At 41.7% G+C, this 14324-nt stretch carries 12 protein-coding genes and 1 tRNA gene; 7 read left to right on the top strand and 6 right to left on the bottom strand.

Annotated elements, in window-relative coordinates:
* The first annotated feature begins 31 nt into the window (after positions 1 to 31).
* Entirely contained in the window at positions 32 to 571 is a 540-nt protein-coding gene (locus ABF638_RS10225) for a DUF721 domain-containing protein (RefSeq protein ID WP_435022522.1), read from the top strand.
* Positions 572 to 1013: 442 nt separating this feature from the next.
* Positions 1014 to 1328: a hypothetical protein gene (locus ABF638_RS10220; RefSeq protein ID WP_435022506.1), complete on the top strand. Its 315-nt coding sequence runs from the start codon at positions 1014 to 1016 to the stop codon at positions 1326 to 1328.
* A gap of 127 nt (positions 1329 to 1455) precedes the next feature.
* Here ABF638_RS10220 and menB read toward each other — a convergent pair whose 3' ends face one another.
* Positions 1456 to 2289: a 1,4-dihydroxy-2-naphthoyl-CoA synthase gene (gene menB, locus ABF638_RS10215; protein ID WP_435022505.1), complete on the bottom strand. Its 834-nt coding sequence runs from the start codon at positions 2287 to 2289 to the stop codon at positions 1456 to 1458.
* Between the two features lie 141 nt (positions 2290 to 2430).
* Here menB and ABF638_RS10210 point away from each other — a divergent pair, with 141 nt between their 5' ends.
* Positions 2431 to 3315, top strand: coding sequence for an Rpn family recombination-promoting nuclease/putative transposase (locus tag ABF638_RS10210; protein ID WP_435022504.1), 885 nt, complete (start codon positions 2431 to 2433; stop codon positions 3313 to 3315).
* Between the two features lie 307 nt (positions 3316 to 3622).
* Complete coding sequence (locus ABF638_RS10205) at positions 3623 to 4117, top strand: hypothetical protein (RefSeq protein WP_435022503.1); 495 nt, start codon at positions 3623 to 3625, stop codon at positions 4115 to 4117.
* Positions 4118 to 4181: 64 nt separating this feature from the next.
* Here the strand turns inward: ABF638_RS10205 and menD are convergent, their stop codons facing one another.
* Positions 4182 to 5942 carry a 2-succinyl-5-enolpyruvyl-6-hydroxy-3-cyclohexene-1-carboxylic-acid synthase gene (gene menD, locus ABF638_RS10200; RefSeq protein ID WP_435022502.1) on the bottom strand — a complete coding sequence of 587 codons (1761 nt, stop codon included), beginning with the start codon at positions 5940 to 5942 and terminating at the stop codon, positions 4182 to 4184.
* Between the two features lie 167 nt (positions 5943 to 6109).
* On the opposite strand from menD, the gene folB reads away from it, so the two are divergent.
* The 3 genes from folB (at position 6110) to ABF638_RS10185 (ending at position 9358) form a co-directional block, all read left to right on the top strand.
* Positions 6110 to 6478, top strand: coding sequence for a dihydroneopterin aldolase (gene folB / locus ABF638_RS10195; protein WP_435022501.1), 369 nt, complete (start codon positions 6110 to 6112; stop codon positions 6476 to 6478).
* A gap of 999 nt (positions 6479 to 7477) precedes the next feature.
* The gene (locus ABF638_RS10190; RefSeq protein ID WP_435022500.1) at positions 7478 to 8761 is read left to right on the top strand and encodes a diguanylate cyclase domain-containing protein; all 1284 of its coding nucleotides are present in this window, start codon (positions 7478 to 7480) and stop codon (positions 8759 to 8761) included.
* 36 nt (positions 8762 to 8797) lie between these two features.
* Positions 8798 to 9358, top strand: coding sequence for a sugar O-acetyltransferase (locus tag ABF638_RS10185; protein WP_435022499.1), 561 nt, complete (start codon positions 8798 to 8800; stop codon positions 9356 to 9358).
* 3 nt (positions 9359 to 9361) lie between these two features.
* Here ABF638_RS10185 and ABF638_RS10180 read toward each other — a convergent pair whose 3' ends face one another.
* The 4 genes from ABF638_RS10180 to ABF638_RS10165 form a co-directional block, all read right to left on the bottom strand.
* The gene (locus ABF638_RS10180; protein WP_435022498.1) at positions 9362 to 9742 is read right to left on the bottom strand and encodes a calcium-binding protein; all 381 of its coding nucleotides are present in this window, start codon (positions 9740 to 9742) and stop codon (positions 9362 to 9364) included.
* Between the two features lie 295 nt (positions 9743 to 10037).
* A complete protein-coding gene (locus tag ABF638_RS10175; protein WP_435022497.1) occupies positions 10038 to 11021 on the bottom strand; it encodes a DUF1517 domain-containing protein in 984 nt (327 codons plus the stop codon).
* Positions 11022 to 11743: 722 nt separating this feature from the next.
* Positions 11744 to 11815, bottom strand: a tRNA-Lys gene (locus ABF638_RS10170).
* 61 nt (positions 11816 to 11876) lie between these two features.
* The gene (locus ABF638_RS10165; protein WP_435022496.1) at positions 11877 to 14126 is read right to left on the bottom strand and encodes a GAF domain-containing protein; all 2250 of its coding nucleotides are present in this window, start codon (positions 14124 to 14126) and stop codon (positions 11877 to 11879) included.
* Positions 14127 to 14324 lie beyond the last annotated feature (198 nt).

The raw sequence follows: 14324 nt of genomic DNA, 5'->3' as shown, positions 1-14324 counted from the left end.
ACTCAGCACTCAGCACTCAGCACTTGGAATGATGTCGTTGAAATCAATAAATGATATTTTAGGTGTTCTAGAAAAGCAGGCTCAATGGCAGGAGCAGCCATTTCAGCGCCTGCTCAAGTGTTGGGTAGAAATTGTTGGCCCAGTAGTTGCCGCAAATACTCGACCATTGTCAATTCAGCGCGATGTTTTGTCGGTAGCAACTTCTAGTGCTGCTTGGGCGCAAAACATGACTTTTGGTCGCACATCTCTGCTTTTAAAGTTGAATAAAAAGCTGCCAACGCCTTTGGTTGATATTCGCTTCTCTACAGCTGGCTGGCAAAATCCATCGGTGGAGAGAAAACAGCAACAAACGGTTTTGCCCCATGAGCATCCAAGTTACCTTGGTGATGAGATTAGCCGCCCTGATATGACACCCACTAAGGATGTGAATGCTGCTTTTGGGAATTGGGCGAAGGTGATGCGATCGCGATCGCATGGCTTACCCCTTTGTCCCCAGTGTCAATCTCCCACACCACCTGGTGAACTCCAGCGCTGGGAAGTCTGTTCTGTCTGTGCTGCTAAACAGTTTTGAAAGCAAAATAGTTTAACGATTATTAGTTGAGCAGAATTTATCCTCAAGTAACTTGCTACTGTCACATAAAATAGTTCTGATTCTTGAGAAAAAAGATATTTTCCTGCTAGAATATGCCGAATGTGGTATGCAAAGCAGACTATTTATCTGAAATAATATGCCTTAACCCATCCTTAAGGAGGAAGTTAAAAGGCTGGATAAATCAAAAGCTTTACTTTTAGTCTTGATCCCTAATAAGTTTTAGCCAAAATCTATAGGTGATCACTCTAACGATTATTGAAATATATAACAAGATTATAAAAATATCCTGAAGTTTATTTTTTACTTGGGATCGCTGAAACCTATAGAAAATAATGACTTTTTGGCTCTTATCCGTCTTTATATATAGAAGCAGAATATAAGGATGAAATTCAGCCAGAAACTGCACTAAAGATTAATCCAAATGAAACCTATTAAAGTTTTAGCATCTGCCTGTAGATATTGCCGTCATTACCAGCCAGAAGGTCGCCGTGGCGGAACGTGTCAGCAGTTAGGAGCGCCTGTTCAAGCAACTTGGAAGGCTTGCTCTTTGGCGCTCCCACCTTTTGCACCTTCTTGGGAAACCTTGGAAGATGCTTGGAGTTTGCCAGATGCAGCCCCAGTTTTAACATCTTCTCAATCTCTAGCCTCAGATTTAGACAATGCTGCTCTTGCCCCTGTAGAGGAAATAACTATCTCCATATCTGAACAGGTAAAGACTAAAGCAGTTGTTATTTAGTCATCCATTATTACTGAATAGAGTTCGTAGTCTGCTTAAGATAAGATTTGTTTTTAAGATATTTAGTGCTGTAAATTTTGACATCTACAAAAATCGCACCCTTTAGTGAGGTGCGATTTTTGCAATTTTAAGGTAGCCAAGGAAAAGAGCGGAAATCTGGTGGACGCTTTTCGAGAAAGGCTTGTTTGCCTTCAGTCCCTTCTTCTGTCATGTAATAGAGTAACGTGGCATTGCCAGCAAGCTCTTGTAAACCAGCTTGTCCGTCACAATCAGCGTTGAAGGCGGCTTTGAGACATCGAATTGCGATCGGACTTTTTTCTAAAATCTCCTGCGCCCATTGAATACCTTCGGCTTCTAGTTGTTCTACTGGGACGACGCTATTAATTAAGCCCATTTCTAGAGCTTGTTGGGCATCATATTGGCGGCAGAGAAACCAAATTTCTCTAGCTTTTTTTTGTCCCACGATGCGGGCGAGATAGCTAGCTCCAAAACCACCGTCAAAACTGCCGACTTTCGGGCCAGTCTGTCCGAAAATGGCGTTATCGGCGGCGATGGTAAGGTCGCAAATCAAGTGTAGAACATGTCCACCACCGATCGCATATCCAGCCACTAAAGCAATGACCACTTTCGGCATGGAACGAATCAAGCGTTGTAAGTCCAACACATTCAAGCGAGGGATACCAGTGTCATCCACATAACCCGCATGTCCCCGCACACTTTGATCGCCACCAGAACAGAAGGCATATTTGCCGTCAGTGTGGGGGCCATAGCCAGTAAATAGGACGACACCAATAGTAGTATCTTCACGAGCATTACAGAAAGCGTCGTACAGTTCAAAGACTGTTTCAGGACGGAAAGCATTGCGTTTGTGGGGACGGTTGATGGTGATTTTCGCAATGCCGTCAGTTTTTTGATACAGAATATCTTCGTAGGTTTTGGCAGTTTGCCAGTTAATTTGCATTGGTATGGAGTGCGCTGTTGTGCTTGAGAATTTTATCGCGGACGTAGGGACATGCGATACCTGCGGTGGGCTACGCCTACGCTAAAATTGGTGTCTCAAGCCTTTACAATTTGGTAATTGTCTGGGTGTGGAGGAACCAAAATGCGACGTGACACCATTTTCTACAAATTATTTAAGCAATTTCCGGGTCTGCTGTTTGAATTAGTAGATGAACCACCCCCAGAAGCGGAAAATTACCAGTTTGAATCAGTTGAGGTGAAAGAAACGGCGTTTCGGATTGATGGAGTGTTTTTACCTCCCGCTAATGCAGTTTCCAAAACCGTCTTTTTTGCAGAAGTGCAGTTTCAGAAGGACGAAGACTTATATCACCGCTTCTTTAGCGAATTATTTTTGTTTCTCTACCGCAACTCTATCCGTTACGATGACTGGTTTGGAGTCATAATTTTTGCTTCTCGCAGCTTGGAACCTTCTAACTCAACGATTCACCGCGCTTTGTTAGAAAGTGGTCAAGTCAGGCGGGTTTATCTGGATGAGTTGGGGGATTTGCGAGAACAACCTTTGGGATTGGGTTTGATGTTGCTGACAAATGTTACTTCTGAAACGGAAGCAGTAGAAGGGGCGCGGTTTTTGTTGGAGCAAGCACAGCAACAATCGGAGCAAGCGATAATTGATTTAGTTACGACGATTATTGTTTACAAGTTTTCTAACCTTAGTCGAGAGGAGATTGCAGCGATGTTGGGACTGAATTTGGAAGAACCACGGGCTATTCTGGAAGCGAAGGAAGAAGGGCGAGAGGAAGGAAAGATCGAAGGAAAGGTTGAAGGACGAGAGGAAGGGAAAGTTGAAGGAGAAAGAGCGATCGTTTTACGACTATTAAATCGGCGTGTGGGTAATATTCCTGATGCGCTTCTGTCCCAGATTCAAGGGTTATCGGTGGAACAGTTGGAAGCTTTAGGTGATGCTTTGTTGGATTTCTCTACTCTTGCTGATTTGGAAGGGTGGTTACAAGATCAACTAAGCGGGTAAGTTTCACGCAGAGGAGAAGAGCGATCGCACTACAAATAAAGTTTCCCAAAGTGAAGAAGCATTTGCAGACACGCGGGTATATCAGAAACGATGGAATAAAAAGTGCGATCGCTTATCCTCCGACTGTTAAAACGACTATTTGGTGAAATTGCTTAAGAAGGTTGTTGGAATTGAGATTGCGATCGCTGACTTGTTTAGTCTTCGTATTATTTCTAGAAACTGAATGTATTAGTTCAGGCGGTGTATCACACTGCTAAAATAAAACAACTTTAATTTTTGATTAAATCAAAAAATCTGTTTAGTTTATATGCAACTAGATAATCCAGCACTAACTGCTATATATTTTGCTAGTATTACTGCTATGGTTAGTGTAATCACTAATTTAGTTATTACTATTATCTCTAATTGTTTTCAAAATACTAGGCAAAAAAGAACCGAACTCCAAGATATATATACTGGTTGTATCAAGAGTATTGCAACATTAACAACTCTTTCGACCGCAACCGAAACTAACTTAGATAATATAGAACAGTCATTAGTAGAAGCTAAAAAATATTTGGCTATTTTGCTCATACGCACCAAAAATAGAAATCAAATTAAGCAAATTGAGGAAGAAGCCTTTTTATTTACTACAGGACAGTATAAACAGCTTGTAGAAAAGGCTATTATAAAGGGATTAAAACCTTCAGAGAGATTTGAATACATAGAAGATGAAAAAAATAAAGCACTTTTTAGTGCAGCAGATATAATGCTCAAACTAATTATAGAATTTGCGCCTCAAGATAAAAGATTAATATTATGAATAAGTAATAATTAATCAATTCATAAAAGAGCTTAAAGAAAAGCCAACGTTTATAAAGTAATAGTTAAAATCTAATATCCACTGCAAAGTGACCTAAATTATCTTTTCGCCACCTAGCATCTAGTTTGCGATTTGTCCGCAACTCTAAAACCCGAATTCCCTTAGTTGGAAGCGGGTTTAATTCTTGCTGCAATTGCTGCCAAGAAGTAATCAATTCATGCTGCACATTATAAGTAGCGCATAACTGAGCAAAATCAATATCCTGGGGAGTGCCAAAAAACTCTTCAAATGGTGGGTCAAACTTGGCGATGGGTAACATTTCAAAAATACCACCGCCATTATTATTGATTAACACAATCGTCAAATGTCCGACAAACTTATTGCGGATTAAAAAACCATTGGTGTCATGCAACAGCGCTAAATCTCCCGTTAACATCACACTACTTTGCTGGCGATGGGCAATTCCTAAAGCTGTGGATAATGTGCCATCTATGCCATTTGCACCCCGGTTAAAGTGCGATCGCACTCCTAAATTATTCGGTTTCCAGAAATATTCCACATCCCGCACAGGCATACTGTTGCCAATGAACAGAGGCGTTCCAGGCGGTAAAATCTGAGAAATTAACCAAGCTGCTTTACTCTCAATGATTTCATCTATTTTCCCCATCGTCTGATCAACAGCTAACCTAACCTTAGTTTCCGCATTACACCATTGCTGCACATATTTTGAGGAGAAAGATAAATTTCCCTCCTCTACTTTGATGTCTTCTACAGATATCCTTAAATGCGTCGTTCTCCCGTGCAAAGGGTCAAGGTTTTGATCACTGGGGTCAATTACCCATCGTCGCGGTTGCGTTGCATCTATCCAGGTACGCAGTTCTTTACTCGTAGGCATTTCTCCCACCTGAATCACCATTTCGGGCGCTAGCTGCTTTGCTAGTTGCTGATTTCGCAAAATCAGGTCATAAGTGGAAATTAAATAAGGGTTGAGTTCGGCATAATTTCTGACTGGGGAAAGTCCCTCAGCTAGCACAGGCCATTTGAGAGTTTGGGAAAGGTGCGCGATCGCTCTACAATACTCTTCTGGTTGCTGCGGTTGAGCAACACCTGCGATGATGATACCGCGATCGCATTCTTTCCATTGTTGAGGAATGGGGAATGGGGAATGGGGAATGGGGAATGGGGTAGTGTTTGCTATCCCTGCGAAGAAGTCTTCTGGATGAAACTGCGATCGCAAATAACTCAAATCATTTCCATCAGGCAGAGGCGCTAAGGGATCGCGAAAGGGAATATTCAAATGTACTGGCCCCTTTGTAGGAGTTTGCGCCCTTTCCCAGCTATGAATTACCGTTTGTCGCAGGTAAGCTAGCATTCCCAAATCGGCGGAGGGTAAGGCTAACTCTGTTTGCCAATTTGGGTAGTTTCCATATAATCTCAACTGATCTATAGTTTGCCCAGAGTGACAATCTCGCAATTCTGGGGGTCTATCGGTGGTTAATATCAACAGTGGTACGCGACTATATGACGCTTCGATGACTGCTGAATAAAAGTTGGCTCCTGCTGTACCAGAGGTGCAAACTAATACCACAGGGCGTCCGGTTGCTTTCGCTTGTCCCAAAGCAAAAAAGGCGGCGGAACGTTCATCGAGAATGGAAATCGCTTCAATTTCAGGTGCTTGTTGAGCAAATGCGATCGCTAAGGGTGTAGATCGTGATCCAGGACAAATGATGGCACAAGTCAATCCCAACCGCTTTAGCGTCTCTGTTAAAATATAAGCCCAAAGTTGATTAACATTTTTAAAGGCGATCGGCATTAAATCAGACATAGCTATAAAACAATCTTAAATTTTAGATTTCGTCTAGGGAAATTCAATTTAAAATCCATCAATGCGGTGATGGAACCCAACACCGTCACGCGAGTTTCTGGGAAAGAAAATCCCTAAGGAAACTTGCTCCACTTTCTACAAAATGCCCAATTTGCTCTCAAACTTTTATGGACTGCATTCATTTAACGGGAATTCGCTGCTATGGCTACACTGGGTATCTACCGGAAGAACAGGTGCTAGGACAATGGTTTGAGGTGGATGTGAGGTTATGGTTGGATATCTCCACAGCGGCCAAGACTGACGCGATCGAAGACACTTTAGATTATCGCAGCGTCATTAGCTTGATACAACATCTGGTCAAAACGTCTAAGTTTGCTTTGATAGAGAAATTGGTAGCAACGATCGCAGATTCTATTCTCCAAGAGTGCGATCGTGTAACAAAAGTCCAAGTCACTCTCAGCAAACCTGCTGCGCCTATTCCAGACTTTGGTGGCAAAATTAGCATTGAACTGACTAAAAGTAAGTCCAATCTCTAAAGCACAAAACGTGTTTTTTTCTCAATATCTATAAGTCAACAAAGAAAGGGGGTTTAGGTGGAGCGTGGAAGGATCTCACAAAGAGAATCTTTCCTGCTATACCCTCCAGTACCGAATGGCACTAAGTTAAGCTGAAGGGTTGGCAGCGTAAGGATTGCAGAGGTGCAGGGGTGCAGAGGGGAATTTTTAAATATCCGTTCGTATACCTTAAACTTCTTCTTTCTCCCCTGCTCCTCTGCTCCTCTGCACCCCTGCTGCCTCAATGATTTTCCCTTTTCTTAGTGCCATTCCCTCCAGTACCCACTCATTCTCAAAAAACTAAAAAATCCCGCGATCTGCTGATGAGCATTTAACTTGCATATTTTCAGATCGCAGGATTTGTGATTAAGCATTAACCAGAAGCGATGAATAGTTCTAAGTAACATCGTTTAACTTATCATTCAAAATTTAAGACAGTTTCAGACGGCAATTTAAATCCCGATTTAGACAAAAACCATTTGTAGCCAAAGCGGTATTAAATTCTTTAATTCCAGATAATGATTAATTTTTAGTAGCAATTGAATGGATGCACATTATTGTATTACATACAACACACTTTATTAAGTTTCTCAACTTATATAAAAGTAGTATATCGTGATTATATCAACTTTTATTCTTGATTAATTTTTACATAAATACTATACTTGCTATCTATACTTTGCTTTAAAAAAACGATTGTATATTGTTGAAAATCAGTTCTGAATTGCTGGTAATTATATGGTAATTTATACATTTGATGTTAATAACATGATATTAGCCGCATTAAATAATCAAAATTAGCTTTGACAAGCACAGAAATTATGGGAGGTTAATAATATTACTATTTGATCGTTAGTCAGTATTTATATCAAGCAAGAAAACAGGTTAGGTGAGAGATTGTTTATGATAAGATAGTGACTTTTTGATTGAGTTTGACACCCACAATAAAAATCTGAACCTTAGCAAACAGGTTGTTTTAACATGTTCGCCCGAAAAATCCTAGTTGTTGAGGATGAAAAAGTCCTAGCCTCAAATATTAGAAAAAGTTTACAAAAATTAGGCTATTCAGTTTCAGAAATAACTAAGTCTGGTGAAGAGGCAATAAAAAAGGTAGCAGAAACTCATCCACATTTAGTATTAATTGATATCTGCCTAGCTGGGGAAATTGATGGTGTGCATGTAGCGGATATTATCCAGAATCACTTCCATGTGCCTGTAGTATATTTAACAGAGCGTTCAGAATATAAAACATTACATAAAAATCAGCTAAGTGAGCCTTTTAGTTACATAGTCAAACCATTTATTGAAAGTGATTTACATTTTGCCATTGAAATGGCTCTGTACAAACATCAGAGCAAAAAAATATTATACGAAGAAAAACAGAGGCTAGGAGCAATTATTAACAGTATGGGCTGTGCAGTGATTGTGACTTATGCAAATGGTTGTATTCAAATGATGAATCCCATTGCAGAACTAATAACTGGTTGGAAGCAAAGTGAAGCATTAGATAAAGATTTAGTAGAAGTCGTTAACTTAGTTAACAAAGATGTAGGAGAAACAATTGAAAATTTAGCTACATACGTAATGGAAGCAGGTGAAATTTTCAATTTACCAGAAAACTGTACACTGATTACCAAAGAGGGTAAAGAAATAGCGATTGGGGATAATGTTGCACCCATCCGCGATCAAAAAGGCAATATTACTGGCGCAGTTTTAGTTTTTCAAGACATCACCAAACGCAAGCAGACAGAGGCACAACTGATCCGTAATGCGTTTTATGATGGGCTAACAGCATTACCGAATCGGGTTTTATTTTTAGATCGGCTCAGACAAACAATTGAACGTAGCAAACGCAGAAGCGATTATTATTTTGCAGTTTTATTTTTGGATTTAGATGGCTTCAAAGAGATTAACGATCGCTTTGGGCATGGAATAGGGGATGATTTTTTAGTAGCGATCGCTAGACGTTTAGAGTCGTGTTTACGCAGTGGCGATACTGTAGCACGATTTGGTGGAGATGAGTTTACTGTTCTTTTGGAGGATATTAAAGACATTAGCGACGCCACCAATGTCGCTAAACGTATTCAAGACTCATTGCGATCGCCAGTTAACCTGAATGGGTATGAATTATCTGCTACAGCTAGCATTGGTATTACTTGGAATTTTAGTAATTATGAGGAGCCTGCTACTTTGCTGCGAGATGCTGATATTGCGATGTACCGAGCTAAAAGGCAGGGAAAAGCTACTTATGCCATATTTAGTTAAATAGTTATTTTTGTTGCCACTTCAAATAAGTCTGTCATGGAAAAAACCGAAAAACAGAAAATGCTTGCAGGCGAATTATATCTGGCGGAAGATCCAGAATTGGCTGCCGAAAATAAGCGAGCTAGTCGTCTGCTGCGAAGCTACAATTCTACAACTGAAGAACAGCAAGAGCAACGCCAGCAAATTTTGCGAGAATTATTTGGAAACATTGGTGACAAAGTATTCATTGTGCCGCCGTTTCACTGTGACTATGGCAGTAATATTTTCGCTGACGACAAATTGTATATGAACTATGGCTGTGTAATTTTAGACTGCAATCCAGTTCACATTGGTGAAAATGTCTTGTGCGCTCCTTATGTACAAATTTATACTGCTTATCATCCAACAGAGCCGGAAATTCGTCTTTCTGGTAGAGAATTAGCTGCCCCAATTAACATTGGTAACAATGTCTGGATTGGTGGCAGTGCAATTATTTGTCCAGGTGTAACTATTGGTGATAATACAACTATTGGTGCTGGCAGTGTAGTTGTCAAAGACATACCTGAGAATGTTGTCGCTGCTGGCAACCCCTGCCGCGTCATTCGGTATTTGTCCTAGAGTTTAAAACTTATACCCTCTAGCAATCCAATAGAGCCAGTCTGCGATCGCTTCTTGAGTTTCACTATCAGCATCAATGGCTGCTATTTCAGATAACTTTGCAGAATATACATCTTCATCCTTACCATTAAGGTAAGCCACTTCTACCAACATATCTTTTAAGCACTCATCATCTGGGGCCATTCCCAGCACTTCCACTTGTTTCTCCTCGACGGAACCTGATTTGCGTCCCTTCTTAGTCCATTTAGCCAGAAAGGGAAAATTCAGAGTCTCTTCGAGGTAATAGTACCAACCCATAGCCCGGTCTTCTTTGTCTTCAGCATCTACAATGATTTCTGTTTTAATGCGATGCTCTCGGTTTTCTTCGGGTTCAACACTAGGCATAAGATAACGCTTTGCGTATAATGCATTTTGATAATACTACCAAAGTTTTGACTAAGAATAATTTTTATAATACATATTGATTACTGAGTGAACTACCACGCCGTAAGACGGACGGGGCTTCCCAATTCATCTCAGTATTTTTTCATGAATCATTCCGGATTGCTATATAAGCTCTACAAAAAACCGCTTGTCATTGACAAACGGTTTTCTAGTTATTGCCCTCAAAGGGGAATTTATTTGTTTCGCCAAGATGCCAAATTATTTCTTAGCAGTAAAGCGCGAAATTTTTTAGAGATTAAACAAGTCTTAAATCAGGATAATTTGCCAACACATCATCAGATGTCAGGGTATCATTTTCAGCTTGCGGAGTCCAAAGAACTTCAATTGCTAGAAGCTTGTCGCTAGGGATGCTACCAATTTGGCGCAAAGCTTGACGCAAATCATCAGCACTGTTAATCGCTGTAGGGATGTCAAACTTACCTAATGTCGCCGCCAGTAAGGTGACGATAATGTATTCACCAGGGCCTTCGGTAAATAGGCGGGTGGGGTTGTCGAGTTCACCAGCCGGGGGTAAAGCATCTTTGGCAAGGGCTTCTCTTAGCTGGTTGTTGACGTTAGAAAGAGTTTCTTCGCTAAACTTGCTGCGTTCTGCCAGTGACAGCCGATTAAACTGACCCTCAGCTGAATTCAAACTGGCTTGTTGAGTGCCACCACCTGCATATACAAAGTATTCGGGATGGCGGAGTAAAGCTAGGCTGGCTTCTTGGAGAATTTCTGCTCTACCCTCTGGGGTGTTAGTATCAGCAGTTTCAGCAATGTGGTTGAGTTCATTTTGCAATTCACGGGCTTGAGCTAACAAACCTACTTGCAAACGAGTTACAGAAACCGGAGAGTTACTGCTGTAATCTGCTTCTCCAGCTTCGCCGCTAGAGACACGGCGGAAAGTTTGCAATAAGAAATTAGCGATCGCAAAGAAAATTAAGATGGAGAATAGACCACCAAATCCTCCTCCAATACCCCAGAAGGGAATCAGGAAGGGAAAGCCAAAGCCACCACCAAAACCACCACCAGGATAGTATCCGCCCCCACCAGGAGGTGCATAAGTTCGCGGTGTATAGGTGCGACTAGAAGGCGCTCTAAAGGAGCCACCACCGATGCGACCCCCACTGCGGGCTGCTAATGCGCCATCGGCGTGACCAAGAGCCAAAGCTAACATTAAGCTTAGGGCTAAGAAGGTTTTTAACAGCGGTTTGATGGTTTGTTGTAGTTTTTTACGCATAATACAATCGCTTGGAAAACGGAATTTTTTATGATTTCTCCCCATGCTGGTAGGAGTATTGCGGTATGTCGCTAACGCCAGCCCGTAACAAGCAAGCGAGTTTGTAGCATTTACGTAGCATTTATTTTTAGAGGCTACATATTTAATTTACCGCGTCTTATCTTGGGTAGGTAGCGATCGCAGGGGGGATTTCTCGACTGGGGAACCGTACCTGAAGATATGTTGAAGAAGAATTCAGAAGTCAGAATTCAGGAGTCAGAATCTAATCAGTAGGGAATTCAGACCCAATACTTGTCGGTTAAGGGGAAAAGGGGAAGGGGAAAGGGGAAAGAAAAAACCTTTAACCTTTAACCTTTAACCTTTTCCCAAACCCTATTCCGAGTTAAAAATGCTTAACCGAGCAGTATTGAATTCAGACCCGCGACTTTCTTGTTGACCACCAAATCTACGATTTGGTGGAGGTATTAAACCCGGTTATTCATCCACCAGTCATACAGAATTCATTCTGAATTCTGACTCCTGAATTCTGACTCCTGACTCCTGTTTGATAATTTGCTGTCCAGTGGAAAACCTAAAAATTCCACTGGACCGCCAAAAGACCAGAGGGGTTTTTAGTTAAATTAGTCAAAGCTTTAGTGGTGTTTATCCCCAAAAATAGGGGCTTTCCGAGCGTGGCACTTGCTCGATTTAGGCAAGGGTAAATTTTGGAGGGCTAGAAAGGATGGGTGACGAGGGAATCGAACCCGCAACCAATAGATTAAGAGTCTACTGCTCTACCGTTGAGCTAGTCACCCACACAAATAACAATAGTAGCACAACTTCTGACAATTTAGCTAGTGCCGCACCAAAAAACAGTTAAAAGGGGAATTTGACAGCGAAGGTGGTTTGACCTGCTGCACTTTCTACATAAATTGAGCCGCCTAAATGTCTGACCATTTTCTGCACTAATGCCAATTCCAGTCCAGTGCCGCTATGTTTCCAAGGATCGTGTTTGGAAAGGTGATAGAAAGGCTCAAAAATCCGTGACAGTTCATTGCTGGTAAGCTCTATCCCAGAATTGGTAATATTAAGCTCTACTGCATTCCCTATCAGGTGAGCCGAAACTGTAATGGATTCGCCTGCTGGGGTGTATTTGCAGGCATGGTTGAGCAGTTCGGTGACAATTCGCTCCAAATCAGTGATATCTGTTTCCAAAGGCGGCAGCGCATGATCAATACTCAGGTTTAATTGCTGTCGCTGGCAGTTGGTGAGGTCTCGAAAAGACTCGATAATTGGGTGAAGCCAACTTTGAAAGTCAATGGCAATCAAAGTTGGGGGATCGGGTTCGGCTTCGAGATATGTGAGTGTGAGTAGGTCGTTAATTAATTTGCTTTCTCGTCCACACTCGTTATGTAGAATTTGCAATAGTTGCGGAACTATTTCTATCTCTGATATTTCTGCCGGGGTGAGGACACTTTCAAGGGTTTGGACTGCAAGGCTAATGCTAGTTATTGGTGTCCGCAGTTCTTGAGACAAAGTTCTGAGAAATTGGTTTTTTTGCCGATCGCATTTTTCTAGTTCTTTTACCTGTGTCTGAGTTTGTTTGTAAAGCTGGGCTTGACGAATAGCGATCGCACATTCATTTGCTACCTGCTCCACTAGCTCAATTTCAAATTCATCAAAGGCCTCTTGTGATGGTCTTGTCAACCAAATATTTCCCAAAATCCCTTGAGTATCGAAAATTGGACAAGCCATCTGGGACATAACTAACAAGTTTGGTTGCCATCCAGGCACAATTTCCAAAAATTGCAAAGTTTGTTTCTGCAACAACGGCTGATAAACTTCAAGACGGTCTGCAATCTGTCTGGTCAATCCCTGAAACTGGGGTAAGTTTTTGGTGTACTCGTAAGTAACAGTTACCAGGGTTTTGCAGGTGCTATAGAGTTCGATTTGGCAACAATCAAGATTGAGTAACTCTGCTAATTCCTGCGTGAGAGTCTGCAACACCTGAGTTTGATCCAGACTGTCGCGGATTTGTTCTGTCATGCGTCGCACCAAGGCTTCAAAGTTTCGCACCTGCTGCAACTGATTTATGTGCTTCTGTTTCTGCAACTCCATCTTAGCTTTGAGATCCTTGATCTGCTGATGAAGTTCTGCCTGCTGGACAGCAATGCCGACTTGAGTTGCCAACTGCTTTAGCAAGTCAGTTTCCGTTTGTTGCCATTGACGCGATTCACGGCAATGCTGGGCAATCAATAGCCCCCACATATCTTGCTCTTTGAAAATCGGCACGACTAGATTGGCTCTAATCTGCAAAGATGCCAGGAAATCTATATGGCAAGGATGCAATCCGGCTGCATCAATATCTTCGATGACTTGAATACAACCTCGTCCGTAGTGTTCTGGATGTTTGCCACTGAAGCCGGGATCGATGATGTTTTTTCCCAACAGAAGATCATCAGCAGCGACAGTTGATTCGGCAATGATTACTCCACTGCCATCAGTCTGGAAGCGATAAATTAGCACGCGATCGCAATTCAAAAACTGCCGCAGTTCAATTGTAGTCTGATGCAGAATTGTCTCTAATTCTACAGATTGGTGAATTCGTCCAGCGATCGCTTCTAGCAGTTGCTCTCGTTCAGCCTGGTATCTAATCCCTTGTTCTGCTTGCTTAACAGAGGTGATATTGCTACTAGTACCAATCAGTCGATAAATCCTAGAGTTAGCATCTCGTAGTGGCGTCAGAGTCGTACTCCACCAAGTGGGAATTCCCTGGAATTGCAAACATTGTTCGTAAGAAATAGTTTTGCCAAATAGCACGCAGTCATTATAATGCTGACGCACCCTTGCGGCATCGATGGGAGAGAGAATATCCTCTGGTTTTTTGCCCCGAAGCTCATCTGAGCAAATGCCTATCCACCGCTCATGAGTGGGATTAAGTGCCACATATCGAAAATCTCCGTCCTCCAGAACATCAACTACGAAGATTGATGCCTGCACAGAATCGTACATGCTTAGTAGAAACTGCTCACTACTACTTTTCTCATCTACTTCTGTGCCGAAGAGAATCTGAGGTGGTGATAATTTTGTCAACTCCATAGTTGATTCTGCTGGATTTTTATTCATGCGAGAGTCCCACTCTTGTATTACTGACTCTTCTAGGCGCTCTCTGATCGTTAAGCTTGTAGTAGATGCACTTTAGCGCCTATAGCAAAGTATTGTCAGCCGTTGCTCATTGAAATTTGGATCTTTCTCTACTTCTTGTCAGAAATCTAGGAAAGCTAAATAGGAGTCAGCTTAACAAATCCTGCTTTTTGAAGGCGA

It is taken from the genome of Nostoc sp. CALU 1950 (assembly GCF_051172895.1).
In the GTDB taxonomy this organism is placed as follows: Bacteria; Cyanobacteriota; Cyanobacteriia; order Cyanobacteriales; family Nostocaceae; genus Nostoc; species Nostoc edaphicum_A.
Note: the sequence above shows the minus strand (reverse complement) of the source record. Positions and strands in the feature narration are given on the sequence as shown.